The sequence below is a fragment of the Embleya hyalina genome (assembly GCF_003967355.1).
In the GTDB taxonomy this organism is placed as follows: Bacteria; Actinomycetota; Actinomycetes; order Streptomycetales; family Streptomycetaceae; genus Embleya; species Embleya hyalina.
The window spans coordinates 163,221-189,566 of the sequence record NZ_BIFH01000022.1 but is presented as its reverse complement, the minus strand read 5'-3'; the positions used below and the strand labels follow the sequence as shown (position 1 = coordinate 189,566).

Sequence of the window (26,346 nt, the reverse complement as noted above, 5' to 3'; positions counted from 1 at the left end):
GATGCTCACACCGGTCAACGATCTCGGCGACGATCCCCGCCGTCCGGTGCTGATCTGCCTGCCCTACGCGGGCGGCTCGGCACGGGCGTTCGGCGCATGGGGCCCGGCGCTGAGCGCGGCCGGTATCGGGCTGCTCGCGGTCCGCCTGCCGGGGCGTGAGGAACTGGTCCGGCGGCGGCCGTACACGCGGCCGAAGGAACTCGTCGCGGACCTCGCGAACGAGATCGCGCCGATCGCGAGTTCGCGACCGTACGCGCTCTTCGGCCACAGCATGGGCGCGGGACTGGCCCACACGCTCACGCACGAGATGTCGCGGCGGCGGTACGCGCTGCCCGACCCGCTCGTGGTCTCCGCGCACCGCGCACCGCATCTGCCCGCGCCGTGGCCGCCGACCGGAGATCTCGCCGACACGGAACTCGTGGATTTTCTCCGGGTGTTCGGGCTTGTCAGTGTCGCCGCCCTCGCGATTCCCGAACTGGTCGAGCTGCTGTTGCCCATGTTGCGCGCCGACCTCGCCCTCGCGGCGGCGGTCCCGTGCCGCCCCCGGCGGCCCCTGTCGTGTCGGACCGTGGTGTACGGCGGCCTGGACGATCCGTTCGTCGACGCCCCCGCGCTCAGCGCCTGGGGGGCCGCGGTGCTCGGTACCCCACACGTGCGCCGCTTCCCCGGCGGCCACCTCTTCCCCTGGGAGCATCCGGAGGAGTTCGGCCGGATCCTGCTCGCCGACCTCGCCGCGCTGTCGGCCACCACGGTCGGGGAGGCCGGATGAGCGCGAGCGCGTCGAGCCCACCGGCCCGGGACGAGGCGCTGCCCTCGCTGGTCGAGCTCTATCAGCCGCGACACGCGAGGGACCCCTACGCGCTGTATCGCCGTCTGCGCGAGGCGGGACCGGTGCACTGGGACCGGGCGCTACAGGCGTGGACGGTGATGGGTCACGCCGACATCCGCCGGCTGTCCCGTCATCCCCACCTGTCCGAGGATCGGGTCAGCGCGTACCGGGCCCGGCTGCCGCCGGATCGCCGTCGCCTGTTGGCGCCGCTGGCGGATCCGCTGTCGCGCATGATGCTGTTCCACGAGCCTCCCGAGCACACCCGACTGCGCGCGCCGCTGCGTGAACCACTGGGTCGACGGGCGGTAGGACCCTGGCGCGCCGTGGTCCGCGAACGGCTGCACGAGTTGCTCGACCGCCTGCCCGAGGGGCCCGTCGACCTGTTGCGCGATCTGGCGGACCCCCTGACCGCCACGATGATCGCCGAACTCCTGGGCGTGCCCGCCTCGCACCGTCGGCTCCTGAACGACTGGAGCAGTCTGCTCGACGAGTTCTTCGGCCAATCCACCCGCGAGCTGCCGCGTGTGGAGGCCCTGCGCACGCTGTTCGAGTCGATGCGCGGCGGGGGTGCGAAGGGCGCCGGCCGCCCGGTCGGGGGGTCGTTCCCGAACCTGTTCGCGGACGGGTCGGGCGATCTCACCGCGGACGAGTCGTTCGCCGCGTTCCTCCTGCTCGTCGACGCCGGCCAGGCGACCACGACCCATTTCCTCGCCAACGCCGTACGCGCCCTGCTGGAACACCCGGATCAGCTCGCCCTCGTGCGGGACCGGCCCGGGCTGCTGCCCGGTGCCGTCGCGGAACTGCTCCGCTACGACGGCCCGGTGCAGTTCGTCGCGCGGACGGTTCGTGCCGACTTCGACTATCTGGACACCCGCTTCCGGGCCGGCCAGACCGTGCTCCTGGTGCTGGGATCCGGGAACCGCGACCCGCTCGTCCACGCGGATCCGGACCGTCTCGACGTGACCAGGAGGGTCACCGACCATCTCGCCTTCGGACACGGGGCGCACTACTGTCTCGGAGCGGCGCTGGCGTTGTCCGAGAGTGAGATCTTCCTCGAGGTGCTGCTGGACCGGGCCCCGGGGATACGGGGCGCGTGGGACACGCTGGCGTGGAAACCCACGGTCAACTTCCGCTTCCTCACCGCCCTCCCGGTCGAACTGGGCACCGCGGGCGTCACATAGCGCGCCCCGTCGGGACGCGCGGTCGGCGACGCCCGCTCGACCATCACCGGACGGCCCCTACCGGCGGTGCGCGGCGGACGTGAGGAAGTCCAGGACGAGGGGGCTCGCGTGGGCGCGGAACTCCTCGAAGTAGGCGTGTCTGGCCCGCGGAATCAGATGTAGTCGGGCTCCGGGAACGCGCTCGGCGATCAGGGTCGCGTTGACGGTGGGGTTGAGCAGGTCGTCGCCGCCGTGCACGACGAGTGTGGGTGTGTCGATGTCGGGCAGGAGGTTCCAGGCGTCGTGCCGGTTGCTCGCCGCGAGGTGACCGCGCCGGGCGTGGGCGGGCATCGTGGGATCGCCGAGGGTGTGGTGGGGGCCGGGATGGTCGGCGAGCCAGGTCGGGGTGTACATCAGCTCCAGCAGGGCCCGTCGTGCGGCCGCCGGATCGGGCCGGGCCAGGGCACGGCGAACCTCGGTACCGCGTTCCACGCCGTGCGGCCCGCCGGGTGAGGTGCAGCCGAGTACCAGGGCACCGACCCGGTGCGGGTGGCGGGCGGCGATGTGTTGTGCCACCCGGCCACCCATGGACGTGCCGTAGACGTCGGCCCGATCGATGCCGAGTTCGTCGAGGACGGCGATGACGTCCGAGGCGAACAGTTCGGTGCTGTAAGGGAGATCGGGCCTGTCGCTGTCGCCCGTGCCCCGGTAGTCGAGGGTGACGGTGCTGCGGGCGGCGTGGAAGTCGGCACGGCAGGTGTCCCACCAGTGGTGGTTGTTCGCCTGACCGGCCAGGAGGACCAGTGGCGCTCCCTCGCCTCGGACCTGGTAGGCGATGCGAGTCCCGTCCCGCGTCGTCGTATGCGTCATGCGCCCCTCCGCTCCCGTGCACGGACAACCATCATCGGTCGCACCGTTTCCACGGATGGCCCCGGCCCGTCACATGCCCCCGACGCCCGGTCGACGACGGGTTCACCGGCTTGGGGTGGTGTCGGGAGCCGGTGAACCCGTGCGGTCGGCGCGCTATGCGACGTCCTGTGGCAGGTGGGCCTTGACGTCCTCGTAGCCGGTCTCCTCGGTCGGCGCGGTCCGGGCGTAGACGAGGTGGAGCACTCCGGTCTCGAACGCCTTGGACGACAGGAGTCGCAGCGGGATCGAGTCCTCGGCCTCCTCGAACAGGCGCATGCCCGAGCGCACGGCGATCGGGTGCACGAACAGGTGCAACTCGTCGAGCAGGTGCGCGTCCAGCAGTTGGCGGACGATCGAGACCGACCCGCTCATGGAGACGTCGCCACCCGGTTCCTCGCGCAGCGCGGTGACGGCGTCCACGAGTTCGCCCCGGAGCTGTTCGGAGTTGCGCCAGGTGAACTCGAGGTCCTGCTTCGAGACGACGATCTTGCGGGCGTCGCCGAACATGCGCGCGAACCCGGCGTCCGCGCCTCCGGCCGCCTCCCGCTCCGGCCACGCGCCGGCGAAGGCGTCGTAGGTCTTGCGGCCGAACAGCAGGATCTCGGCCGAGTTCGCGATGGCGGCGGCCATCTCGTCGTTGTAGTACGGGAAGTGCCACTTCTCGGGTGACTCCACGACGCCGTCGAGCGAGATGAACAGGCCTGCGGTGATCTTCCTCATGATTGCTCCTGCGGTCCGTGCTGACGGTTCCGGTGGTTGGACTGCGCGAACCCCTCGAACTCATCGACGCGGGCTCTTCGTCCCGATCCTTCGTGCGCGGGTCCGGCGACGACCGGCGCTCACCGGCCCGGCCCGTGACCCCGAGGTGGCCACGACGCATCGAAGAGATCATGACATTTCAGCCAAAGATGCACGCCAAATTCCTTTCTGGCAAGAACCCGGGTGAAAAGGCCGCGGTACGACGTCGCCTCATGCGCCTCGACGAGACGGTTCGGGCACCCGAAGGAAGCCCTCCCGTGGATCGACACCGTCCCTGACGGCGCGGGAAGGCACGACGGCCTCGGCCATGTACCGAAGCCGGCTTCCCGGGGACGGGGCCGGTCCCGGTGATCGTGGCATACGGATCGTTGGCGCCGGATGGACAAACGCGCCATCCTCACGTCCGGTGCGACCCGACGCGACACCGCGACTTGACGGCCGTAAAGTCCACACCACACGAACGAGTCACGGCGTGACCGTCCACCGGCGGCGGCCGGCGAGCTCGACCGTCGCGGGGCACCCGGTGCGTAGCCCGGGGATCTCCACCGCGGGCGCCGTGGCCGATGGGCGAGGACGGAGCGATGGCTTTCGACGTGGTCTGCCTGATCGCCGATTGGATCCCGACCGTCGCGGCCTGTCGGCAGTCGCGCGGCACCGCTTTCTATTGGGACGCACCCGAGAACCCGGACGGGGACGACCTTCGGTTCGCGAGCGAACGCCACCACCGGGGCTTCGACTTCCTCGAGGCGGGTTCCTACTACGAGACCCTGCGTCGCCGCTTGCCGAACCGTCCGCGAGTCGCCGCCGACGCCTTTATGGGGTCGGTGTACCACGATCTCGGCCCGGACCGTCCGGCGCCGCCCGACGATCTGGCCGAGGACGCCGATGTCGAACTCTCGCAATACGAGGCCTACTACTCGATGCGCCCCGCGCGTGTGCGCGCGGTTCTCGAACGCGCGCGATCGGTCCCATGGTCGGAGATCGAGCCGGTCGCGGCCGACATGGCGATGGCGTCACGCGTCACCCGACACGACGTCCGCGACTTCGAACACTTCCGCCGCGTCGTCGGGCTCCACCAAACCTGGCTGACGGAGGCGGCCCGAACCGACCGGGGCCTGATCGTCCTCCTCAGCGGATGACACGCGCGGTCCGGACGATCGGAATCGGGCGGCCGGGACTCGGAAGAACACGCCGGCCGAAACAGGAGACTCCCACCAGAGCGGTGGTGCTCCGGCGTCGCTCCCGTTCCGGGAGGGGTACGGGCTACTCTGCCTCGATGTACTCGGCCGCGTGCGACCATCTTCGCCGCGTCGACGATCGTGGTTCGTACGCGGAATTGCATCTCACGCTGGAGTGCGACCGGGCCGGTGTCGTGACGAGCCGCGACGTGGACGAGGACCACTGCGCGGCGGCGCTCGATCGCTGGCTGCGAGCACACCCGGGGCGGACCCTCACCGAGCTTGTGGTGACGACGAGCCGGGTACACAACGGCTCCTTCGCCCCGGTCGTGGACGTCCTCGCCCGGCACCGGCCCGAGATCGTGCGCCTGGGACTGGGCGCCCTCCTGTTCCCCGACTTCGAGCGCGGCGACCACGCCCCGACCACCCCATCGGGTGACGGCTCCTCGTGGCGGCTTTCGGTGCCGCTCGACCGGGTGTTCGCGGCGGTGCCGGCTCTGGGTGAACTGGTCGTGCAATGCAACGACATCGCCCTCGTGGACACGGGGCCCTCGCGCGTGTGGCCGAAGACCGCCCATCTGCGCCGTCTGGTCCTGCGCGACGAGGCGATCGACCCCGCCGTGGTGTCCGCGCTGGGCGCGGGTTCCTTCCCCCGGCTCGAATCGCTCGAATTGTGGCTCGGACGCTTCGGATACGGCTGGGGCGGCTCGGCACGGGACCTGCTCCCGCTGCTGAACGGTCCCGGCTTCGAGAGCCTTCGCCGGCTGACCCTGGTGAGCGATGTGAGCGACGAGCTCGTCGACGTGCTCGCCGACAGCGCGCTGGGGGCGCGATTGTGGTCCCTGCGACTGCCGTTCGGCGTGCTCGACGCCGACGCGGCGCTACGGCTGTGCGAACGCTGGTCCGCCTTCGGCGAACTGCGCCGACTCGACGTCACCGGCAACGCCATCCCCGCCGCGGCGGCTCGCGCGCTGCGCTCGAAGGCACCCGACGTCGTGAACCTGGGCCGCCAATACGTACACGTCGACGAGGACCCGTACTTCGCGCCGCCCCTGGTCTCCCTCTTCGACGCCTGGAGCAGCGACACCTGCGACGGCGGCCCGAGACACTAGCGCCCGCGCACGGGCGACATCGAGGAACAGGGATCGGACCGCGACGACGCCACGGCCTCACCCGCTCCGGTCGACTCGGGCCACGCGTTCACCCCGAGACATCGCCGGCCTCGGCGTCGAGGAGATCGGCGGCGGCACGGAAATCGGCCAGGACCCTCGGTTCGCCCCAGCGCACGGGCCACGCGTATCGACGCCCCACCGCCCAGGTGAGAACGCGGTCCAACGCCTCCTCCCGGTCCGACGGTGCCACCACGACGTCGGCTTCCAGGGTCGTCGCCCAGACACGATCGTCGAGGGGAAATGTCCGCGGCTCGTACTCGTAGGCATCGTGGCCCTCCACGGGACTCGGCCCCTCGGGGGTCCGGAGAAGGGTGAAGTCGCCGAAGACCCCGCCGGTTTCCGCGTGGACGAACCGCACACGCCGGTCGGCCACCAGGACGATGGTGTCGCCGGCGCCCCAATGCACCGCACGGGCGCCTTCGGCGGGGAAGGCCCGCAGCCGCTCGGGGTGGACGGGGTCGGCGAACGACAACAGTTCGACGGTGTCGGCGTCCGTCAGACAGGCCGCGCGATTCCCGTCGGGAGCCCAGGCCCACATGTCGCGGTCGCCGCTCCGCTCCTCGCCGTCCCGCCATCGCGGGTGCGAGATCGCCACGGAACTCGTGTGCTGCTCGGCGTCGAAGACGTGGACGAAGGAGGCCACCGGGTCCGAGCCGTGCGTCAGCACGGCGAGACGATTCGGACGTCCGTCGGCCCAGCGCAGGGTACAGGCGGTGCCCAGATCGAAAGGACCGCCCTCGCATCGGCCACTGTCGGCGTCGAGAAAGGACAGGCCGTCCGGAGTCACGACGGCCACACGATGCCCGTCCGGACCGAGCGCGGCGAGCGAAGCGGGGACATACCACCGCACCGCGCGGGTGCCGGCGTCCACGCAGATCGCGTTGGTGCCCAACAGCCGTGTCCCGTCGGGCGACCAGACCGGGTTCTCGATCCACCCGCCGACGTCGTCGTGGCCCTCGACGTGCCGAAACGCCTCACGGACGTCGTCCGAGAGCCCGCGCGCCATGGCGTACGGGTGATCGGCCGTCACATGATTCGGCAACCAGAACAAGGCACCGCGATCCAACGGGACGACGCAGCCCTGAAGTCCGCCGTCACCGTTGGTGGTGCAGTGGTGGTAGACGCTGCGCCCGTCCGGGGAGAGCGCGAACGACGACGGCCGGGAGTTGCCGTCCGACACGTCGATCGTCGCGACCGGCTCCACGTTGTGCGTAATGGGACTCCACAGCCCCACCACATTCGTGGCGTGGGCGACCGCGAGGCGCGAACCGTCGGCGGACCACTGGATCGTTCGCCCGTAACCGGGCCACCCGACGCCGCCGTCGACATCCGGGATCGTGTCGACACATCGCCCCGACGCGACCTCCCAGATCTGCAGGACGCCCCCGGCGTCGTAGTCGCCGTCGGGGCACCAACTCCCGGTGGCGAGGTACCGACCGTCGGGACTCATCGCGTGCCCCACGATCTCCGCGCTGTGGCCGAACGGATGCCACAACCTCGCCGCAGCCGTGGTTCGCAGCCGGCGAGTGGCCAGCCGGTGGGCCTCGGTCACACCTCGGTGCCGCTCCAGGTCGGCGAGACGGGCACGCAGCGGCACCAGGTCCCGATCCGGGACGAACGCGGACCAGTCGGCTTCCGCGACCAGTGTGTACCACGCGTCCGCGTCGGTGGGCACGGCGGACCGGGACAGGAACGGGGCCGGCTCCTCGTCCGCGGGCCCGGCTGCGCCTTCGCCGCGTGCGAGCATGCCGAGCAGGGCTTCCTCGTCGAACTGCGGTGCGCGGAGCATGTGTTCGGTCCGGGGTATGGGGCCCGGTTCGCCCGTGGCGAGAAACATCAGGTCCGTCTCGCCGGTCACGGCTTCGGTCACGCGGGCGCCCAGCGCCTCCAGGCGGTGCACCGCCTCCGTGTTCCCGATGGAGCGGAACTCCCCGAACAGCACAACCGATCGTCCCCGAAGATCCATGGCCGAGACCCTAACGGTGGACGCGGACACCAGCCGCTCTCGTCGAAGCCGCCGCGACGCCGCCTTTCTCGGAAGCCGCCCTGTCGTTCGCGAGCGGTAGCATCCGCGCATGAGCAGCATCGGGGACTCGGTGCCGGCCGCGGCACGGATCGACACCGTCCGTCCGGTGGATCCCGGCGTGAGCGGCTCGACCGCCGCCGCCGAGGTGCCCGGGCTGCGATGCCTCGCCGACTGGCTAACCGCCGACGCCTGCCGGGACCTGCTCCGAGACATCGACGCCGCGCCGTGGTCGACGCAGTTGCGGCGACGCGTGCAGCACTACGGCCGCCGGTACGAATACGGCCGTCGCCGGGTGGCGATCGACGGGGAGGCGACGGTGCCGCCGCTTCCGGCGTGGGCGCGGGCGGCGGCCGTCCGGCTCGTGCGCGAGGGCCTGATGGACCGCGAGCCGGAGCAGGTGATCGTCAACGAGTACCTGCCCGGACAAGGGATCAGCGCCCACGTCGACTGCGTGCCCTGTTTCGGTCCGATCGTCGCCGCGATCTCGTTGGGCTCCGGCTGTCTCATGGACTTCACCGATCCCGAGGGCGGCACGAAGCTCTCGGTGCCGCTCGCGCCGGGCAGCCTGCTGGTCATGACCGGTCCGGCCCGGTTCACCTGGCGCCACGCCATCGCCGCGCGCAGGAGCGACCCGGGCGTCGACGGCCGCGTCCCACGCGGGCGGCGCGTATCGGTGACCTTGCGCACCCTCACCGACACCGACACCGATCGGTGAGCGCCCACCCTTGCTCACCACTCCCACACCGACGTTCTTCGGTGTCGCGTTCTTCCTTGGCGACGTGGCCGCCGGTCGGCGATGGTTGACGGGCGGAAGCCATGGAATGTCGCAACCCCCCGTTGGCGACCTCGGGTTCCATGAGTACCGCAGGCGACTGCGCCTGGACGGGGCGCGGTCGCCCACACCGCGTGGCACCGCGCCCCGCCCGCACGCCGAAGCGGTTGCGGGCGGGCTCCCACGACGGCCGAACTCGCCGCGGTGATCGACTGTCGCCGTCCCGGGCCCCGTCGGTGGGCATGCCGCACCTCCCCGGTGCGATGGTCCGGTCCGGTGGATGTGCCGGCCGTCCGACTCGCTCGTGATCGTCGGGGCCGCCGGGGGATCTCGTCACGAGATGTTCACCCGATGGCCGGTCCCGTCGGTGGGAAGGGCCGGTCACTCTGGACAAGCGACGTCTTCTCGTTTCGCGTGTCCCGTCCAGCGGCGGGGTCCGGGCATTCGGGGTGAGCGGACGATCGTGATCGGCACGGCGGGAACGGCCCCCTCGATCGGGGTGGTTCACGCCACGGCACCCCGTCGACCGCACGGCGCGCGCCCCAACGACCCACGTCGCCCCCACCACCCGTGGAGCCCTCATGCGTCTCGGACCGCCTGTCGGAATCGCGCTCGGCGCGATGCTGATATCCCTCGTGACCCCCCTGACCGCACAGGCCGCCCCCGACGCACCACCCGTCGGCAAGGACACGGCCGCGGCGGACGACTACTACGCGTCGGCACTGGGCCTGAGCGGGCCCGCGTTGAAGGCCGCGCTGCACACCATCATCAGTCGCGGCACCTCCGCCGTGAACTACGACGGCGTCTGGAACGCGTTGCGTGCGACCGACGAGGATCCCGCCGACCCGTCGCACGTGATCGAGCTCTACACCGGCCGGTCGATCGCCAAGAATCGATCGGGCGGCGGCAACGGCGACTGGAACCGCGAACACGTGTGGGCCAAGAGCCACGGCGGCTTCGGAACCGCGACCGGCCCCGGCACCGACCTGCATCATCTGCGTCCGGAGGACGTCTCGGTCAACGGCGTCCGGGGCGACAAGGACTTCGACAACGGTGGTTCCCCGGTCACCGGCGCACCGGGCAGCCGCACCGACGGCGACTCGTTCGAGCCGCGCGACGCGGTCAAGGGCGATGTCGCCCGCATGATCCTCTACATGGCCGTGCGCTGGGACGGCGGCGACGGCTTCCCCGACCTGGAGCCCAACGACCGTGTGGGCAACGGATCCGCCCCGGCCATCGGACGAATCACCGTACTCAAGGCCTGGAGCGCCCAGGACCCGCCCGACGCCTTCGAGCGACGTCGCAACGACCTCATCCACCGCGACTACCAACACAACCGCAACCCCTTCATCGATCACCCCGAGTGGGTCGCGTCCATCTGGTAGCCCGACCCCACGAAGGTCGATCGCCCCGGGGGCGCGGCGAGGTCCAGGAGAAGGACGATGGCTTCCTTTGTTGCGCGCCCTCGTGCGCTGACCTCGGTAAGCGCCGCCGCGACGTCGGCTGCGGCTCAACTGCGCAGGGCGATGATCACCTTGCGGCCCGGGCGTTCCGCGGCGGCGATCGCCTGGAAGCCGTGCAGACCGGGCACCTCGATCCGCGTCCGCAGGCCTCGCTCGGCCGCCTGCCGGGCCGAGGCGTAGCGGTACGCCATCAGGCGCACGTCGCGGGGCAACGATCGCCGACCCTGGGTCAGGCCGGTGAGCCACATGCGGTCGCGGGCCGCCCAGTCCAGTCGCGCGCCGGCCGACAGTCCGACACGGGTGTCCGCGGTGGTCGGGAAGCGGGCTACGTGCCCGAACGGCATGCGCCGGGCGTCGCGTTCGCGCTGGGCGCGAGTGTTCTGCCGACCGTTCTGCGTCAACCTCGGGTTGATGATCGGATGGTCGGGGACACGTCCGTCGTTGAACAGGCTGGGCTGGTTGTCAATGTGGCCGCCGTCCGCCAGGAACACCAGGTGTCCGGTGTCCGGATCCTGGAGCACGGTCGGCAGGAAGAACGGCCACTGGCTCATGGACACGCGTGCCCAGAAGGCCGGACTGTGGTCGTCGATCTCCCCGGCCAGCCACGGAAGATGCTCGCCGACGGTGTCGGGGATCCACATCTGACGAAAGTGTTTCCAGGGGAACTGACGGCCGAAGAACGCCCACCGGAACAACCGTCGAATGGTCGGCGGGTCGCGAAGTTCCGCCGCGGTGAACCGTCGCGGGTGGCTGCCGGCCGTGCGCCAGACGACGACGCCGATGCCCACCCGGTGCGTGACGCCGCGCGGGGCGCTGTCCCCCGGACGGTAGCGCAGGTCGCGAAACGTCCGGATCCCCGCCCACTCCAGCCAGGCGGCGAGCCAGCGTTCGATCCCGTCCAGGTGGTAGATGCCCGCGAGGTCGAGGTTTCCACGCTCGTACCAAGTCGGGCCGCCGACCCGCGTGATGGCCTCGCCGGTCGGCGCTCCGGCGTTGATGATGCGCCGCCGGTGTTTGCCGATCCCGGCGGCGAGCGCCAGGCCGGGGATCGTTCCGCCCGACGCGAGGTCCAGCCGGATCGGGTCGACGATGTCCTCCAAGGCGTCAAGGACACCCGCCTGCCAACTGGCGCGGAAGCCGCTGGAGCCGACGACGGCGATGACCGGGGGGCGCCCCGTCGGTAGACGGTCGGGCACGTTGTCCCGATCGGACGGCGGTACCCGCCACACGAGTCGCTCGACGGCGGAGGCGCGAAGCGGGTTCACGGGCTTCCCGCGATCCTCGGCCGCAACGGCGGTGGACGCGGCGTCGACGTAGGGGGTGATCGTCGCAAGGGTCGCTCTGGCGACCATCCCCGGCCCGCCTGCACCCGCCATCATGTTCCTTCCGCCCGATCACCCGTTCACCGAAACCACCGGAGCCGGGCGTTGACCGCATCGCGTCGGGGGGAGCCGAAGCCGCGCGGCTTCGTATGGGGTCGGTGACGACTCGGACGACGGCGACGAACGCGTCGTCGGTGAGCCGTTCCGCGGCACCGAGTGGGTGATCAGTGTGAACGGAGCCGCGAGACCCGCCATAGGAAGAACGCGACCCGGTGCCCGACATCGTCCGGGAAGGGCCCAATGTCGCGCCCGAGAATCCGGATGGGGACGATCCTGCGTTCGCGCTCGATCCGGGGTGTCCGAAGCCGGCGGACGATCTCGCCGACTTCCGCCACTTCGAACATTTCCACTGGGCGCGGCTTCGGGCGGCCAGGGGATCGGCCGATGTCGGTCATCGCCGTGCGATCACGTCGCGTCCCTGCGATACGGCGAGGTCGCCCTGATCCCCGCGACGATCGCGATCCGCATGCTCTCGGAGCCGCCCACGCCGCAACGCCGGCGCGCCCGCCGCCCCGACGTGCTCGCCGCCCTGCGACCGGTGTTCGCCACCAGCGGCACCACCAGCTTCCTGGCGTTCGCCGTGATCGGGCTGTTCCCGACCCTCGTGCCCACGTACACGGCAACCCTGTCCGGCAGCACGAATCTCCTGCTCGGCGGAGCCGCCGTCGCGCTCGTGCTCGTGTGCTCCGCCCTCGCCCAACTCGCCGGCCACGGCAAACCGGCCCGGCGTCCGGAACTCGGCGGGCTGCCGCTGTCGGCACTCGGGTTGGTGCTGCCGGGTGTCGCCGGCGGCGTGTCCTCGCCGACGCTCCTCCTGGTCGCGACCGCAATCGCCGGCATCGGCCAGGGCCTGGCATACCTCGGGCGGCCTGACCACGATCATCCAGGCGGCCCCGGCCGATCGGCACGCCGACGTGGTCTCCGGCTTCCGCATCATCGCCGTCGGTTTCCTTGCCACCGACAAATCGGATTCCTCTCGGCCGTCCGCTACTTCGCCCACACCGTCGCCGCCGCGTGCACGATCCGCCTTCTCGCCCACCTGCGCCGAGGTCGCGTGACGGACCGGGATGTTCGGGTTCGGAAGGATCGTTCGAGGGATAGCATCCGTGAATGGGCAGCGTCGAGGTGTTGATACCGGCCGCAGGCCGGGTGGACGTCGCCGGCCTGCGCGCGCTCGACGCGGACGTACTCGCCCGCTACGCGGCCGACCCGACACACCCGTGGTGGCGACGCGGGCCCTGCGTGCGCGCACTGACCGGGCGGGTTCCGGAGCACCGGGTCGCCGACCTGGTCGCACGGGTCCGGGACCGGGACGAGGTGGCCGAGGTTCGCATCGCGCTACTCGAACTGCTCGTGGAACGGCCGGAGTTGATGCCCTGGCTGCGGGACGTGGACGGGCGGCGGGAGCGTTCGTACGGCCTGCCCGAGGCGATCCTTCGGGCCCGCGGCGAAGTCGGTGACCGCTCGGCCGCGCCCGAGTTGGCGACGCTGGCGGCGTCCGCGTGGCGACGCCGGCAGCGGATCGGCGAGGCCGGGCTGGAGGCCCTGGTCGCGCGCTACGGGGTCGAGCCGATCCTGACCGATCTCGGCGACCGGCCCGAGGATCGTATGTTCCGCGTCCGGATGCGCCATCGTGCCGGAGCGGACGTGACGGAAACGCTGACCGACCCCGACCGTGACGTCGCGTACCTCGCCCAGTCGCTCCTGTCGGATCCGGCACGCCTGCGCGGTTACCTCGACGAGGCGCCGACGGTCGAGGCGAAGTCGTGGGCCGTGTTCGCGCTGCATCGCCTCACCGGCGACACGGACGAGACCCGCCGCATCCACGCCGCGCTGGGGCACCCGCGGGTCGAGGTGTCCGGCCTGGACGACGAGGTCCGAAGCGCGATCGTGCACGAGTACGCGGGTGGTTGCCAACGGCGGAGCGATCCGCGATGGCGCGTCGAAGCCCTGTGCGCCGAGCCACCCGCGCGTCCCGACGTGGACGGGCAACTGCGCCGCGCGACGGCGGCGTTGACGCGGGCGGGCCTCGCGCCGATGCCACCGGTCTCCTGCGGCGATCACCATCGACAGGGCGACGGGACCTACCACGTGATCGTGTGCGACGAGGGCGAGCTGCTCATCAGCACCCTCGGCCGGTTCGCCACCGGCAACGAAGACCACCCTGTCGCCCGTCGGGCCCTCGAGGCGGCCGGCTTCCGCTGGATCGACGACGCCACCGGCGCGATCCGAGTCACCGATCTGTGCGTCTACCACTTCGGCGACCGCGAGCCCCTGACCGTCGACACCCTGCTGTTCCACTGGCAGGACTGAGCCATCCGTCGACACCCGATCGAGTCCGGTGTCAGCGGTGGGCCGGGTTCGCGGTCGTGCGTCCGCGGGTGGGTCGTCGCGGGGTTGGCGAACGTTCCCCCGACGAAGGCCCCCCACCCGGTGGCCGGAGCCGGCGCGCCCGGTGGAAGAACGGGTCGACGGCGACCACGCAGAACGCGTGCATCGGTCGGTCCGCGCCGTCGGGGTGGAAGAAGCCGACCATGTCGCCGAGGAAGCTTTCGCCGGTCCGGTGGATGTGGCGGTCCCCGGCCACCCGGTCTCCGACGGCGGTGAGCCAGTCCCCCATCATGAACAGGACTTCGGCACGGGCGGTGATGACCATCGTCGCGGCGCATTCGGCGAGGCGGGCGGGGTGGCGGTCGGCTCGGCGCAGGACGTCGTCGTCGCGGTCGGCCGGTCGAGGTGCCGGAGCCGTCACACGCGACGGCGTCGAGGTTCGGCGCATCCGATGCCGCAACTTCGGCCAGTCGCGGGTCCGCAGTCCGGTGTCCTCGCGGGCCACGAGCAAGGGCAGCGGACGAATGTCCCGCCCGGCGGAGGTCGCCATCGGTCGCGCGCCCGGCGGCACCGGGACGTGGATCGCGCTGTGCGGGCTCGTGGCGGCGACGCGGAACAGCGCGCCCAGCCGCAGGAGATCGGCGCGATTCGCCTTCAGGTACGCGACTCGCAGGTCGGGCGGGTGGACGACGGTGTCGCGGAGCATGTGTCCGGTGCTCAGGATCCGCCCGAGTCCGGACTCCGGGTCCGCCACGGGATGACTCGTCACGCGCAACCGCATCCGACCGTCGCCGACTTCCATGCGGTCAGTAGAGCACGTCGACCGGGGGTGACCAACCGCTTTACCGCCGTGGGGCCGGCGGGCGGGTTTGTACAATCGGGTCCGGTGGCGTCGAGGCCAAGGTACGTCTCGTGGAACACGACACCTGGAAATCCCCGATGCCACGGCCCGAATCGCGCGAGACGCGTACCACTCGGGAGAGGCGCGCGTGACGGGCGATACGGCACGCGAATCGTTGAGTTCGCGCGTCCTGCGGGTGATCGACGAGCGCGGCGCCGTGCACGGCGCGGGGGTGCTGCGGGATCTGACGGAACACGGGGACGTCGTGACCGCGGGGATGGTCTATCCGCTCCTTTCCCGGCTGGAGGCCGAGGGGCTGTTGGAGTGCGATCGGCGGGTGGTGGAGGGTACGACCCGACGGGTGTACCGGCTGACCGCCGTGGCGAGGTCCGCGGCGGAGGAGGATCGGCGACTCCCGACGGAGTCGCCGGGCGGGGCGTCGTCCGCCCGGTCCCCCGCCACGACGTAGCGTTCGCGCCAACCGATCGTGCCCTTGGCGACCGTGCCCCGGAGCGGTTCACCCCTCGATGAGCGCCGGCCTCGCCCGCTCGCCCGCGCGATCGTCGTGGGTTCAGTCGGCGATGGTCTCGGGTGGTAGGGCGGACAGGGTCCGCAGCGCGTTCAGGAAGCCGAGTCGGTCGGCGTCCGGGAGGCGCGCCAAGAGGCGTTCCTCACGGACGCGGATCCCGGATCGTACGGCCGCGCGTACCCGGTGGCCCTGCTCGGTCAGCGACAGCAGGCGGGCGCGCCGGTCGGCCGGATCGGGGCGGCGACGGATCAGGCCCCGCTGTTCCAGGTCGTCCAGTACGGCGATCACACGCGTCTTGTCCGCGCCGATGGATTCGGCCAACGTGGCCTGGGAGCGCACCGGTTCGTCGCCCAGGGCGAGCAGCACCGTGTACGCCCACATGGTCAGGTCGTGTGCGCGCAGCACGGGGAGTTCGGCGGCCATCAGAGCCCGTCCGAGCGGTACGACCATCGCCGCCAGGTCCGGACGGTCCGGGTCGCGGCGGGTGGGGGCGAGGGCGTCGCCCGAGTTCGCGCGCTGGGTCTGGGCCATGGCACAACGATACTCACCGGCCGACGGTACGCCGCCGCGTACCATCGGCCCGATGGGCCTCGGGGCGAGGGTGCCCGGGTCATCGGGTGATCGGGATGCCCGCACTGGTGGCGGTCTCCGACTCGACCGGGGTGGACCCGGTGACCGACGGATTGCTCCGTCGGGGTGACCCTTGCGGGCCTTCTCGCTTCCCCGTGGTCGCGTTCGGCGCCGGTGAGGCGTCGGACGAGACCACTCCACGAGCGTTTCGCGTCTCCTCTGTGTCAGGGGCGACGTGTACCGATCGATGTGTCAATCGTTCGATGTTGCGCGCCGAGTTGACGGCGCGGCGTACGCGCAGGCCGCACTTCCCACACGCGAAACGATCGGTGCCCAGGCGCGGGGGTGGGTTTTCCCACGCGCACGACGAACAGATCGCATTGGTGGGCGTTCCGGGGGCGAGGTGTACGACGGTCGAGCCGTAGCGGCGTGCCTTGTAGTCGATCTGGCGGCGGGTCTCGCCCAGGGCCGCGTCCCGCAGGAGGCGGTTGAAGCGGGACTTGACGCCGACGTTGGTTCCGGGTTGCTCGACCGTCCCGCGCGCGGACGCGCTCGCCCGGACGAGATCGAAGCGTTCGAGGCCGATGACGTCGAAGGTGGTGGTGATGCGCTTGGTGAGTCGATGCAGATGCCCCGCCCGGCGTTCGGCGACGCGGGCGTGGATCGCGCCCAGTGCCCGGGCGGCCCGGCGACGGCGCTGTGAGCCGCGGACGGTGCGGGAGAACCTGCGATGTGCCTTGCGCAGGCGTCGGGCGTCTCGTTCGATCCACCGCGGGTTCGGCGTCGTGTCGCTGTCGGGCACGGCGGGATCCAGTGGTCGGGAGAGCGTGATCAACCATCGCACCCCCAGGTCCACCCCGACCGTGCCACCGGCGCGCCGCGCTCGCGTGGGCGGGCTCGCGTCGGTCACTTCGGTCAACACGCAGGCGTACCAGCGGGATCCGCGACGCGTGACGGTCACGTTCTTGATGGTCGCGATCCCCCGCGTGATCAGCCGTCCCAGTCGGCGGGCCGAATCGTGCAGGCGCACCGAGCCGATGCGGGGAAGGCTGATCCGACGGTAGCCGTCCAGGCGCAGGCCGATGCCGTACAGACGGAACGAGTCGCGGGCCCTGCCCTTGCGCTTGAAGCGGGGCATGCCCACCCTGGGGCCCGCGCGTTTGCCGGCGACGGACTTCACCCAGTTGTCCCAGGCGGTGTCGCAGTCCGTCATCGCGGATTGGAACGCGTGCGTCGAGACCTCGTGCCACCAGGGGCAGGGCGGATGCGGCCCGTACGCCTGGGGCTCGGGAAGGTGGCGACGGGAGTCGCCCTTGATCCTGTTCAGATGTTTTTGAATGGCCGCCTTGCTCGGAATGCGAACCGTCGTCGCCTTTTTCGCCGAAGCCTCGGTGTGCCCGCTCTCGATCAATGCCGAAATCTCCGCTCTGCGAAGATCGTAGGCCGCGATCTTGTGCCCCAGGGCCCAGTTGTAGGCCCATCGTGCCGCGCCGGCGTGGCGCGTGAGGTTCATCTCCTGGTCGGCCGTGGGATCGAGCGTGAATCGAAAGGATCGGATGGTCGTCTCGACCATGCCGAATTCCCCCTTCGTCGCGATCGCTCGATGCACTCGGGCCATCGGGTGACGGCCGAAATACATCCCATCAAAAGGGAGAGGTCGCGGCTCGGAAATACCCGCCAAGCCGTACGGTCGATCGCGGCCCCGACGCGGGCGTTCCCGGGACCGCGACCGAACGTCCGCGTCAGATGCCGTCGATGCCGCGTCGCCGCCGGGCGTACAGGGCGGCCGCCACCCCGATCGCGAGCAGCGCGACGCCCGAGAGAATCAGGGGCAGTTCGTTGCCGCCGCCACCGGTCTCGGCGAGCTCCGACCCGTCGTCGCCCTGGGAGATGGGTATCACGGACTCGCTCGCGGTCGGATCGTCCGACGTCGTGGGCGTCGCGGTCGACGTCGGGGTCGGCGATCCGGTCCCGGTCGGCGTGGCCGTGGGCGACGTGGTCGGCGGTGCCTGGACGTCGCTGGTGTAGTGCGCCCGAGCGGTGGCCCGGCTGGGATCCTGCTGCCAGTTGGGGCCGCTCACCTCGAGTTCGAGATCCTGTGCCTTGCCCGAGAAGACGGCCGGGACCTTGAAGGCCGCCTGGCCCGTGGTGCCCGCGATCGCACCGAAGGTGCACTGTACGACCGTCGGTTGCACGTCACACGTGCCGTCGCCGGTGGAGGGGCCGGTGAAGCGCACGTTGGACACGGCGGTGATCTTGAGCTTCGCCGGGCTCGGGTCCTTGCCCAGGTTGGTGACCTTGAACGGGATGCCGCCGTCCTGGACGACGCCCGTCTGGGTGTTCACGTAGACGAGGCTCTGCGCCAGCGGCTCCAGTTGGCTGCGGTGGTTGACCGAGACGGTGCCCTTGAGGGTCTTGCCGGTCTTGTCGGTCACGGTCAGGTTCACGTTCTGCGGAACCGTGACCCCGGCAGCGGCGGTGAGCGCGAAGTTCCACAACTCGCTGTCGAGCCCGAGGGTGTTGGCCGCGCACGTGTACACCAGGCCGGACCCGGAGCAGGTGGAACTCGGCTTGATGGTCACCCCCGTCAACGCCTTGTCGAAGGTGAAGGTCGCGGTGTCTCCCTTGGGCGCCTTCACGGTCACGGTCTCCGTGTCGCCCGGGCGTACGTTCAAACGCTCGCTGCCGTTGTCGAAGGCGGGTTCGGCGACCGGCGCGGCGGTCACCAGCGCCGCCGCGCCCATCTGGACGCCGACCAGGACGCCTGCCGAGACCGCGAGTGCGGCGACCCGTTGTGAACGTCGATTGCGGACCACTGATGGCATCGTGTTCCCCGATTTATCGCTCTTGTCCGCGCATCGTTCGCTTCGACCGGACGCGGAGGGACAAATGATTGATAGCACGGTTTTCGGCCGGCCGCATCGACGCATTTATGGCGTGTTTTTACTTTTTCTCATCCGATATCACGCATTCAATGTACGCCTTGAATCGACTCCGGATACCGCTGCCGTGACCGTTTCCGATCCGGCATCGGGATGTCTCGACGAGGCTTCCGGAAACCGTCTCACGGCCACTCAGCGGAGAACCCGGTAATGGGTGGTCAGTCTGCCCGCGTCGTCGAGGACGTGGAAGGCGAGCGCGGGCGGGATCGTGCGGTCGACGGAGACGTCCCCGACCGGGTGTTCCCAGGGCAGCCGGGCTCCCGAGACCACTCCCGGCGCGACGATCAGCGGCCTGCCCGCGAACGTCGTGGCCACCGGAGCGTGCGCGTGTCCGCACAGGAACGCCACCACGTCCGGCCGATCCGCGACCACCTCGGCGAGCCGGTCGGCGTGGAAACGCCGGACCGGCTCGGCGTCGGGGGCGCCCAGTTCCACCGGCGGATGATGGAAGGCCACGAACACCGGGGAGGCGCCGGTCGACGCGTCCAGGATGCTGCTCAGCCAGGTCAGCGTCTCATCGGTCGGCGGTTCGTCGACGCGGCCCGGACTCAGCCAGTCGCACAACACGTATGTGGCGTTGGCCGAGCGGTACACCCGGTTGATCGGAGCGTCGCTGTCGACCCCGCCCGCGTCGCCCAGCAGTCCCGCACGAAACAACCCGCGCACATCCTGGTTGCCGGGCAGCGCCAACACCGGATGACGAGAGGTCAAGAGCGTGCGGGCCCCGACATACTCGGCCGGCAGGCCGTTGCCGGCGACGTCCCCGGTCACCAGGATCGCGTCCAGGTCCCCGGGAAACGCGTCGAGATAGCTCATCACGGTGCGGGCGCGCGCGGCGCTGCGGCGCGTGCCGTCGATATGGATATCACTCACGTGCGCGAACACGAACATGCGACGGATCCTCGCAAAGGGATGGAAGGCAAACGGGGCGGGTACCGCGATGCCGTCGACACGGCACCCCACGACGGCGGGCGCGAGACCACCCTTCGCCGCCACCGGGACCGTGCCGCCGGTGCGTGGGGCTGGGCGACGGGGTCGTGTGGATCAACGCTATGCGTCCGCACCGGCCTCGCGGCACGCCGCACATCCCTCGCAGACCACCGGTCCGTGTGAGGTAGCCCAAGACCTTCTTGTGGTGTCGTCGGGGGCCTCGGATCCCGTCCGCGCATTCGTACACCGACGTTCCTCGGTGTCGCGTTCTTCCTTGGCGGCGTCGCCGCCGTTCGGCGATGGTTGGCGGGCGGGAGCCATGGAATGTCGCGACCCCCCGTTGGCGACCTCGGGTTCCATGAGTACCGCAGGCGGCTGCGCCCGGACGGGCGCGGCCGCCCACATCGCGTGGCGCCGCGGGCCCGCCACCCCGGAGCAGTCGCGGACGACCTCCCACGGCATGCGAACTCGCCTCGACCACATGAGGTTTCGGGATACATCGCACCCCGGTCGCGGGATTCGAGCCGGGTGATACCGCGGTCTCGATCCCGGCCGGTGTGACACCCGGGTGAAGGGTCGCACCGGGTCCGCGACGAGCGCGACCGGTCGCGATGAACCGGGACACGATCCCTCCACACCGGGAACTCCCTCGCGGGGAGCGCCGGATCCGGCCCCGTCGAGCGGTGACCGAGCCATCCTCGACGTCGGACATGGTCGCCTGTCGAGCCGCCCGCGCATAGGAATTCCGCGACAGTCGATCACCCCGCCCCCGTCGACGCCAACGTCCGTCGGCAGACACCGGAGGCACTCGAAGCATCCGAACGGGGGAGGAGGTAGAAGACGACGTCCTCGGAATCGGGCACCTCGACACCGAGGCCGCAGACCGCCAACGCCTCGGCGAGTCGCCGTTCGTCCCCGGCCCACTGCAGGGGCAGGGGCAACAGCAGGTCGCAGTCCCGATCGAAGCAGTTCTCGTGATTCTGTGTCGTCCAGAACACGGCGCCCGCGTCACCGCCACGGCTTCGGACGGACGCCCAGCCGTCCGTGTTGGCCCAGGCCAAGGCTCCCTCGGCGACATAACCCCGCGCGCGGAGCCCGGCGAACACCCGCATGATCCTCTGCAAGTCACGCGCGGCGGTGTCCTGCGGCAGCAGGGTGGCGACGCCCTCGTCCTGTGTGAGGGGGATGACGAGGACGAGGCCCTGGGCGGCGAAGGCGACCTGCGCGTCGGCGGCGCTTCCGCGCCAGGTCACTCGCAGTTCCCGAACGACGTTGCCGTCCGCGTCGAAGCTGTCGTCCTCGTCGACGGGCAGCCGCAGAAACGGGTTCGCCTCGGGCACGTCCTCCTCATCCGCTTCGAGCACCGTCCAGCCGATGTCCTCCAACGTGTCCAAAGCGGCGTCGTACCTCCCGGTCGTGGACTCCGTCACCGGGGTGGCTATCCGGGCCGAATCGCCTTGAGGAACGGCATCGAGTCGACCGGGTCGATCTTGACGGCCACCCCCGGGCGCGGGGCGTGGATGATCTGCCGGTTGCCGATGTACAGGCCCACATGCCGGTTGTCCGGGTAGAAGAAGACCAGGTCCCCCGGCAGGAGAGCGCCTTTCTCCACGCCGGGGCCGTCCTTGATCTGGGTGTACGTGGTGCGGCTGAGCTTGACCCCCGCGGCTGCCCAGGAAGCCTGGGTCAGACCCGAACAGTCGTAACTGTCTGGCCCTTCGGCGCCGGAGACGTACGGCTTGCCGATCTGTTCGCGGGCGAACTCGATGGCCTTGCCGGCCCGCCCCGACACGGGTACGTCCGCGGACGGAGTCGTCGGTTTGTCGCGCGAGCCGTGCGGTGTGTCCCGGGCGACGTCGGTCGCGCCGTGCTCGTCGGAGGCGAGAATCTCCTCCTGCTGCTTGCGAGTGAGCGTGTTGAGCAGCCGCTGCGCCTCGCCGAGCTTCCTTTGGATCTCGGCCCTGCCCGTGGTCAACTCGGTGCGCAGCTTTTCCAGTTCCGCGAGTTGCGAGGACGCGTCGGCACGGTCCTGGCGCAGTACCCGGGCCCGGGTCGCGATCTCGCGGAGTCGGGCGACCTGGCGCTCGTCGAGTTGCGCCATCAACTGGGCCTTTTGCAGATATCCTTCCGGGTCGCCGCTCAACGCCAGGGACAGTGCGGGCGGAAGTCCACCGCCCCGGTAGGCGTCGGCCGCGAGTACGCCGATCTCGTCGCGCAGGGTGTTCAGCGCCGCCTGCTCGTCGGTGATGCGGGCCTGGGTGCGGTCCACCGTGACCTGCCGGCTCTTGACCTGCTCCTCGACGCCGTTGGCGGCGTCGGTGGCCTTGACCACCTCGCCGTGCAGTCGATTCACCTCCTCCTTGACCTGCTGGAGCGAGGGAGCGGGGTCGGCGTAGGCGGCGCCGGAGAAGGCGACCACTCCGGTCATCGCCGCGGCGGCCGTGACCACGGTCGCCGCGGTACGGACCGCGCTGGGCGGCTTGGGCTTACGGTGCTGTCCGGATCGACGTTGGGACGCCACGGGCGACGACTCTCCTTAGTGGGTCGATTCCATGGACCCGAATGGGCCTCGATGAACCGATGAACCTCGTTGCGACACGACATCGAGCTGTCGAAATCGGTGGAACGAACAGCCGACATCGGGCCGACCAGCGGGCACAAACGTCGACGCAATCACCCGAGTCCGTACTCGGCGACGGCCAGACTATCAAGTCCTCGAAGGCCATCGTATTCACGATCCAAAAACGGCCGGCAGGACTCCGGTTTCGACTGCGCGGATAGGAAAAACGCGTCGATCCGACGAGGAGAATATCGAAGGGTTTCCCGACTTGAACATCCGCACTCGCCGACGCATTATTCCGAGCGGTGTCTCCCTTTCCGGATCGGCCTCGACGAGGGGGCGCTCATCTCGAAGCGGGAATTTCGGACTTCCCGACGGATACGAGCACACTTGGATCCCCACATGTCTCGCACTTCGCCTCCCACTTCCGACCGTCGCCGACCGTCCGTGAAACGCCGCCGGCTCGTTGTCGCCGCCGCGGTGTCGGCCGTCGTCGTGATCGGCGGGGCCGTCGCCGCGATCTCCTCCGGTGACTCGACCGGCAATGTCGCCTCCACGGCTCCGTCGCCGAACACCACGCCCGACTCCGTCGTCGTACCGCTGCCCGGCGCGACCGGCCCCGAGCCGGCGGCCTCCCCCACCCACGCCCCGTCGACCCCGGCGAACGACCCCTCTGCGGGCACGCCTGTGACGTCCGGTTCGAACAAGCCCGAAGGCGCGTCCGGTTCGGACACCGCCGGCACATCCAAGACGGGGTCCACCTCGGCGGCCGAGGACAGGACCGCGGCCGGCGGCGCCGGGACCCGATCGGGAGCGAACCTGGCCAAGCACGCCGGCGACTTGGAGATCAACGTCGACGGCACCTCGATCTCGAACATGAACATCCAGGGCAACCTGTTCGTCGTCGCCAACGACGTCACCGTCACCAACGTCAAGGTCGACGGTTATATCGCGATCAACCGCGGTCGCACCGGAATCGCGCCGCTTCCGGTGAAGCGCAACATGAGATTCACCAATATCGACGTGCGTACGATCGACAACGTGGGGCTGGACACCGTCGTCGTCGACCGGGCCCGCTTCCGCGGCGCGACCGACACCACGCACTTTCAGGCGACCAACTACCGACGGGACGGAAAATTCTGGAAGTGTGACGGGCTGACCCTGAGCAACTCCGTGTTCGACCCGCCGCCGCCGGTCACGAACTCCGAGGTCCACATGGAGGCCCTGCATCCGATGGGGTGCAGCAACCTGGTCATCCGTAACAACGTCTTCGACATGACCGCGCCGAACCCGCGGACCAAGGCACAGACGACCGCGATCATGATGCTGCAGACCTGGAACGACCGGGTGAACGAGAACGTCGTCTTCGACGGCAACGAGTTGCGCGGCGGCGGCTACTACCAGCTCTACCTGCACGCGAAGAACATGAGCGTGACCAACAACCGGTTCCACTCCTACCGCGAGGGCGCGCCCGTATATCCGCCTTCGGCGAATCCCGAGCCGTACACGCCCTTCACCCAGTCCGGAAACACCCTGGACGGCAAGCCCATCACACTGACCAACAACAAGTAACCCAGCCGGAGTACGCCTCGGGCCACTCACCGTCGGGCGTGATCGCTCACCCGCCTACGGCGTGCGCCGCACCGGGTTCGTCGCCGAGGCGGGATGGGCCCGTCGTGAACGGGTGCCGTGGTTCCCATCATGTCGCCGTCCCCAAGCGCCGGACGACACGACGGGAACCACTTCCCGAGCGACCCGGTCGATACGCGCTCCGGGGAAACCGGCCGTCGCACGCGCCTGCCTACGACCGATGCCGGACGACGCGCCCTGTCCGGGCCGCTCGCCAACGATCTCCGCCGAGCCGCCGCCGCGCATGGACAAACGCGCCACCACGTCCGACGCGATCCCGACACGACGGGACGGCATCGCCCGGGTTCTTCCGATACCTCGTGCCCGGTCACCAGTCCCGCTGATCGACGCGCCACACACCATCCGGGGCACGCACGACTTCGACCACGGCACTGAACTCCTCGACGACGTCCTTCCGTCGCTCACACCTGGTCACGACGCGGCCGTTCACCAGCACCGACACCGCGCTCTCGGTCGCCGGCGCCTCACGGGGGACGGTGCCGTCGACCTCCTCCGCGGTGGTCGCACACCGTCGCTCGACGAAATCCGACCACCGTGCCGCACCACCCTGGCGAAACGGCTCGTACTCGGCGGCCAGTCGGTCGGTGACGACGGGGCGTATCCGGTCGACCCACGCACTGGGCGCGGAATCCGTCCAGCTCACGGAGCGGTACCGGACGAGCCATTCACGGGCCGCCGCGATCGGCCCGTCCAGGACCGGCTCCCGGCTCGCGGACGACGACGGGACACCTCGCCCTCCTTCCGTGTCACGGGGAATCGGCGTACTCGTTCGGCCGGTAGGCAGCGGCACGAACACGAACGAGCTCGACGGGCCATCGACGGGGACGGGGCTCGATCCCGTGTCGGCGCCGCAGGCAGTCAGCGACACGACCACAAGTGCGACACCGAGCACGTTCCTCGCGCCGTTGTCCCTTCCGCGCCCGGTCGGCTTCATTTCGCCCCGTTCCTGTTCGCATTCCGGCACAAGTCGGCCGGTAATTCTTGCGTGCCGCTCCCGGACGAGGAAAGCAAAAACACGACATTTTCCATCCACCTGTCGAGCGATCGACCGATCCCCGGGAACCGTGCGAATAAAGGCGCATTTTTCCGTGTGCGATTTCCGCCCGCGTTGCATCCTGGCGTATCGATGGCCACTCACGGTGCGACCTGCCCGCCACCGTGCAGAAATGGACGAACGTCCGAATCGCACGTAGAACACGGTGATCGATCGTGAAGAAATGGCTGGCGCTGGGATGCCTTCCCGGTGCGCTTTTTGTCGTATTTCTCACAATCGTGACCGCCGTCATCGTTCCCTCTCAATTCGCGACGTCCGAGGCAGCGGCCTCGGCCGGGCAGCACGGTGTTGCCTGCAGCCCGGACGGGTCGAACATTCCCAACGGCATCGCGGGGTTTCGGGGAGAACAATTGCAAAATGCGTCTCTCATCGTCGCGGCCGGGAAAGAGATGAATCTTCCTCAGCGCGCATGGGTCATTGCCGTCGCGACTGCGATGCAGGAAAGTACGTTGCGGGTTCTGAATCACGGCGACAAAGCCGGGCCAGATTCACGAGGCCTCTTCCAACAGCGCAACTCGTGGGGATCCCTGCAGGAGCGCATGGATCCGAAGAGCAGTGCGAAGCTCTTCTATGCTCGCTTGATCGCCCTACCGAACTGGGAATCCCTGCCGCTGACGATCGCCGCCCAGAAGGTGCAAATCTCCGCTTTCCCGGAGGCATATGCAAAATGGGAAAAGCCGGCCAATCAAATAGTCGGCGCGATCGAGGGAGTCAAATGCCGGCAAGTCGCCCTCGCGCCGATGACTCCGAAACAGGAAAGCACCGTCATCGGAGCGGCCATGAAACAGGTCGGCGTAGCCTATTCATGGGGCGGCGGAAACGCGACGGGGCAAAGTTACGGGATCAAGCAGGACGCGAAGAAGATGGGATTCGACTGTTCCGGATTGGCGCTCTACGCGTATGCGCAAATCGGCGTGACTCTGCCACACAACACACAGGAAATATGGAGAAAATTTCAGCCCGTCATTACCGATCAGAATTCACTGAGACCCGGGGATCTGCTGCTGCTCGGCTACGGAAAATCCACATCCCAGATCCATCACGTCGGCATCTATCTGGGAGATGGCGCGGTCGTGGAGGCTCCGCACAGCGGCGCCAAGGTGAGGGTGATTCGTGACGTCTTTGCTCCGGGCGCCTATTACGCCTCCGAGTTCGTGGGGGCGGTGCGCCCGGGGAGTCGATCGCTCCTGGTATGAGCGAGCCGACCGCAAACGCCATCGCTCGCATCCGAAGCGACGCTTCACCGGCAACCGCTCCCCCTCGGTTCGACCCCTCGGCCCCGGACACGG

The 26,346-nt window shown here is 69.8% G+C and carries 24 protein-coding genes; 12 read left to right on the top strand and 12 right to left on the bottom strand.

The window, feature by feature from the left end:
* The first annotated feature begins 1 nt into the window (after position 1).
* Positions 2-769: a thioesterase II family protein gene (locus EMA17_RS22975; RefSeq protein WP_126638999.1), complete on the top strand. Its 768-nt coding sequence runs from the start codon at positions 2-4 to the stop codon at positions 767-769.
* Positions 766-2,010, top strand: a complete 1,245-nt coding sequence (locus tag EMA17_RS22970) for a cytochrome P450 (protein WP_126638998.1) — start codon at positions 766-768, stop codon at positions 2,008-2,010. The genes EMA17_RS22975 and EMA17_RS22970 overlap by 4 nt, the downstream gene beginning before the upstream one ends.
* 57 nt (positions 2,011-2,067) lie before the next feature.
* Here EMA17_RS22970 and EMA17_RS22965 read toward each other — a convergent pair whose 3' ends face one another.
* Positions 2,068-2,859, bottom strand: coding sequence for an alpha/beta fold hydrolase (locus EMA17_RS22965; protein ID WP_126638997.1), 792 nt, complete (start codon positions 2,857-2,859; stop codon positions 2,068-2,070).
* A 153-nt stretch (positions 2,860-3,012) separates the two neighbouring features.
* Entirely contained in the window at positions 3,013-3,618 is a 606-nt protein-coding gene (locus EMA17_RS22960) for a dihydrofolate reductase family protein (RefSeq protein WP_126638996.1), read from the bottom strand.
* Positions 3,619-4,238: 620 nt separating this feature from the next.
* Here EMA17_RS22960 and EMA17_RS22955 point away from each other — a divergent pair.
* Entirely contained in the window at positions 4,239-4,796 is a 558-nt protein-coding gene (locus EMA17_RS22955) for a hypothetical protein (RefSeq protein ID WP_126638995.1), read from the top strand.
* Positions 4,797-4,933: 137 nt separating this feature from the next.
* Positions 4,934-5,947 (top strand): hypothetical protein, encoded by a 1,014-nt coding sequence (locus tag EMA17_RS22950; protein ID WP_126638994.1) that lies wholly within the window; start codon positions 4,934-4,936, stop codon positions 5,945-5,947.
* Between the two features lie 88 nt (positions 5,948-6,035).
* On the opposite strand, the gene EMA17_RS22945 is transcribed toward EMA17_RS22950, so the two are convergent.
* Complete coding sequence (locus tag EMA17_RS22945; RefSeq protein ID WP_160161520.1) at positions 6,036-7,973, bottom strand: PD40 domain-containing protein; 1,938 nt, start codon at positions 7,971-7,973, stop codon at positions 6,036-6,038.
* A 109-nt stretch (positions 7,974-8,082) separates the two neighbouring features.
* Here EMA17_RS22945 and EMA17_RS22940 point away from each other — a divergent pair, with 109 nt between their 5' ends.
* Positions 8,083-8,748, top strand: a complete 666-nt coding sequence (locus tag EMA17_RS22940) for an alpha-ketoglutarate-dependent dioxygenase AlkB (RefSeq protein WP_126638992.1) — start codon at positions 8,083-8,085, stop codon at positions 8,746-8,748.
* A gap of 638 nt (positions 8,749-9,386) precedes the next feature.
* A complete protein-coding gene (locus EMA17_RS22935) occupies positions 9,387-10,190 on the top strand; it encodes an endonuclease I family protein (protein WP_126638991.1) in 804 nt (267 codons plus the stop codon).
* Positions 10,191-10,315: 125 nt separating this feature from the next.
* On the opposite strand, the gene EMA17_RS22930 is transcribed toward EMA17_RS22935, so the two are convergent.
* A complete protein-coding gene (locus tag EMA17_RS22930) occupies positions 10,316-11,620 on the bottom strand; it encodes a patatin-like phospholipase family protein (RefSeq protein ID WP_126638990.1) in 1,305 nt (434 codons plus the stop codon).
* Positions 11,621-11,862: 242 nt separating this feature from the next.
* Between EMA17_RS22930 and EMA17_RS22925 the strand changes: the two genes are divergently transcribed.
* Genes EMA17_RS22925 through EMA17_RS22915 form a run of 3 tightly spaced genes read left to right on the top strand, consistent with a single transcriptional unit; the run spans position 11,863 to position 13,963 of the window.
* The gene (locus tag EMA17_RS22925; RefSeq protein ID WP_126638989.1) at positions 11,863-12,093 is read left to right on the top strand and encodes a hypothetical protein; all 231 of its coding nucleotides are present in this window, start codon (positions 11,863-11,865) and stop codon (positions 12,091-12,093) included.
* A 23-nt stretch (positions 12,094-12,116) separates the two neighbouring features.
* The gene (locus EMA17_RS22920; RefSeq protein WP_126638988.1) at positions 12,117-12,782 is read left to right on the top strand and encodes an MFS transporter; all 666 of its coding nucleotides are present in this window, start codon (positions 12,117-12,119) and stop codon (positions 12,780-12,782) included.
* Entirely contained in the window at positions 12,761-13,963 is a 1,203-nt protein-coding gene (locus tag EMA17_RS22915; RefSeq protein WP_126638987.1) for a hypothetical protein, read from the top strand. The genes EMA17_RS22920 and EMA17_RS22915 overlap by 22 nt, the downstream gene beginning before the upstream one ends.
* Before the next feature lie 31 nt (positions 13,964-13,994).
* On the opposite strand, the gene EMA17_RS22910 is transcribed toward EMA17_RS22915, so the two are convergent.
* Positions 13,995-14,783, bottom strand: coding sequence for a hypothetical protein (locus tag EMA17_RS22910; protein ID WP_174861421.1), 789 nt, complete (start codon positions 14,781-14,783; stop codon positions 13,995-13,997).
* A 187-nt stretch (positions 14,784-14,970) separates the two neighbouring features.
* Here EMA17_RS22910 and EMA17_RS22905 point away from each other — a divergent pair, with 187 nt between their 5' ends.
* Positions 14,971-15,291 carry a PadR family transcriptional regulator gene (locus EMA17_RS22905; protein ID WP_218042985.1) on the top strand — a complete coding sequence of 107 codons (321 nt, stop codon included), beginning with the start codon at positions 14,971-14,973 and terminating at the stop codon, positions 15,289-15,291.
* 102 nt (positions 15,292-15,393) lie between these two features.
* Here EMA17_RS22905 and EMA17_RS22900 read toward each other — a convergent pair whose 3' ends face one another.
* The 6 genes from EMA17_RS22900 to EMA17_RS22875 all read right to left on the bottom strand — a co-directional run bounded on the left by EMA17_RS22900 (position 15,394) and on the right by EMA17_RS22875 (position 22,314).
* Positions 15,394-15,882 carry a MarR family winged helix-turn-helix transcriptional regulator gene (locus tag EMA17_RS22900; protein ID WP_126638986.1) on the bottom strand — a complete coding sequence of 163 codons (489 nt, stop codon included), beginning with the start codon at positions 15,880-15,882 and terminating at the stop codon, positions 15,394-15,396.
* A 79-nt stretch (positions 15,883-15,961) separates the two neighbouring features.
* On the bottom strand, positions 15,962-17,494 hold the full coding sequence (locus EMA17_RS22895; protein ID WP_160161519.1) for an RNA-guided endonuclease InsQ/TnpB family protein: 1,533 nt from the start codon (positions 17,492-17,494) through the stop codon (positions 15,962-15,964).
* Between the two features lie 169 nt (positions 17,495-17,663).
* Positions 17,664-18,737: a hypothetical protein gene (locus EMA17_RS51910; protein ID WP_160161518.1), complete on the bottom strand. Its 1,074-nt coding sequence runs from the start codon at positions 18,735-18,737 to the stop codon at positions 17,664-17,666.
* Between the two features lie 258 nt (positions 18,738-18,995).
* Positions 18,996-19,754 (bottom strand): metallophosphoesterase, encoded by a 759-nt coding sequence (locus EMA17_RS22885; protein ID WP_126638984.1) that lies wholly within the window; start codon positions 19,752-19,754, stop codon positions 18,996-18,998.
* A gap of 797 nt (positions 19,755-20,551) precedes the next feature.
* Complete coding sequence (locus tag EMA17_RS22880) at positions 20,552-21,223, bottom strand: hypothetical protein (protein ID WP_126638983.1); 672 nt, start codon at positions 21,221-21,223, stop codon at positions 20,552-20,554.
* An 8-nt stretch (positions 21,224-21,231) separates the two neighbouring features.
* On the bottom strand, positions 21,232-22,314 hold the full coding sequence (locus tag EMA17_RS22875) for a C40 family peptidase (protein ID WP_126638982.1): 1,083 nt from the start codon (positions 22,312-22,314) through the stop codon (positions 21,232-21,234).
* A gap of 519 nt (positions 22,315-22,833) precedes the next feature.
* On the opposite strand from EMA17_RS22875, the gene EMA17_RS22870 reads away from it, so the two are divergent.
* The gene (locus tag EMA17_RS22870; protein WP_160161517.1) at positions 22,834-23,925 is read left to right on the top strand and encodes a RodZ family helix-turn-helix domain-containing protein; all 1,092 of its coding nucleotides are present in this window, start codon (positions 22,834-22,836) and stop codon (positions 23,923-23,925) included.
* Positions 23,926-24,310: 385 nt separating this feature from the next.
* Here the strand turns inward: EMA17_RS22870 and EMA17_RS22865 are convergent, their stop codons facing one another.
* On the bottom strand, positions 24,311-25,201 hold the full coding sequence (locus EMA17_RS22865) for a hypothetical protein (RefSeq protein ID WP_126638980.1): 891 nt from the start codon (positions 25,199-25,201) through the stop codon (positions 24,311-24,313).
* A gap of 11 nt (positions 25,202-25,212) precedes the next feature.
* On the opposite strand from EMA17_RS22865, the gene EMA17_RS22860 reads away from it, so the two are divergent.
* Positions 25,213-26,253: an NlpC/P60 family protein gene (locus tag EMA17_RS22860; RefSeq protein WP_126638979.1), complete on the top strand. Its 1,041-nt coding sequence runs from the start codon at positions 25,213-25,215 to the stop codon at positions 26,251-26,253.
* The last annotated feature ends 93 nt before the right edge of the window (positions 26,254-26,346 follow it).

Excerpts from the sequence above, each read along its gene's own strand:
- EMA17_RS22910 (WP_174861421.1), bottom strand. The coding sequence starts at position 14,783 with ATGGAAGTCGGCGACGGTCGGATGCGGTTGCGCGTGACGAGTCATCCC.
- EMA17_RS22955 (WP_126638995.1), top strand. The coding sequence starts at position 4,239 with ATGGCTTTCGACGTGGTCTGCCTGATCGCCGATTGGATCCCGACCGTC.
- EMA17_RS22940 (WP_126638992.1), top strand. The coding sequence starts at position 8,083 with ATGAGCAGCATCGGGGACTCGGTGCCGGCCGCGGCACGGATCGACACC.
- EMA17_RS22950 (WP_126638994.1), top strand. The coding sequence starts at position 4,934 with ATGTACTCGGCCGCGTGCGACCATCTTCGCCGCGTCGACGATCGTGGT.
- EMA17_RS22945 (WP_160161520.1), bottom strand. The coding sequence starts at position 7,973 with ATGGATCTTCGGGGACGATCGGTTGTGCTGTTCGGGGAGTTCCGCTCC.
- EMA17_RS22895 (WP_160161519.1), bottom strand. The coding sequence starts at position 17,494 with ATGGTCGAGACGACCATCCGATCCTTTCGATTCACGCTCGATCCCACG.
- EMA17_RS22900 (WP_126638986.1), bottom strand. The coding sequence starts at position 15,882 with ATGGCCCAGACCCAGCGCGCGAACTCGGGCGACGCCCTCGCCCCCACC.
- EMA17_RS22885 (WP_126638984.1), bottom strand. The coding sequence starts at position 19,754 with ATGTTCGTGTTCGCGCACGTGAGTGATATCCATATCGACGGCACGCGC.
- EMA17_RS22975 (WP_126638999.1), top strand. The coding sequence starts at position 2 with ATGCTCACACCGGTCAACGATCTCGGCGACGATCCCCGCCGTCCGGTG.
- EMA17_RS22915 (WP_126638987.1), top strand. The coding sequence starts at position 12,761 with ATGGGCAGCGTCGAGGTGTTGATACCGGCCGCAGGCCGGGTGGACGTC.
- EMA17_RS22920 (WP_126638988.1), top strand. The coding sequence starts at position 12,117 with ATGCTCTCGGAGCCGCCCACGCCGCAACGCCGGCGCGCCCGCCGCCCC.
- EMA17_RS22935 (WP_126638991.1), top strand. The coding sequence starts at position 9,387 with ATGCGTCTCGGACCGCCTGTCGGAATCGCGCTCGGCGCGATGCTGATA.
- EMA17_RS22930 (WP_126638990.1), bottom strand. The coding sequence starts at position 11,620 with ATGGTCGCCAGAGCGACCCTTGCGACGATCACCCCCTACGTCGACGCC.
- EMA17_RS22965 (WP_126638997.1), bottom strand. The coding sequence starts at position 2,859 with ATGACGCATACGACGACGCGGGACGGGACTCGCATCGCCTACCAGGTC.
- EMA17_RS22960 (WP_126638996.1), bottom strand. The coding sequence starts at position 3,618 with ATGAGGAAGATCACCGCAGGCCTGTTCATCTCGCTCGACGGCGTCGTG.
- EMA17_RS22970 (WP_126638998.1), top strand. The coding sequence starts at position 766 with ATGAGCGCGAGCGCGTCGAGCCCACCGGCCCGGGACGAGGCGCTGCCC.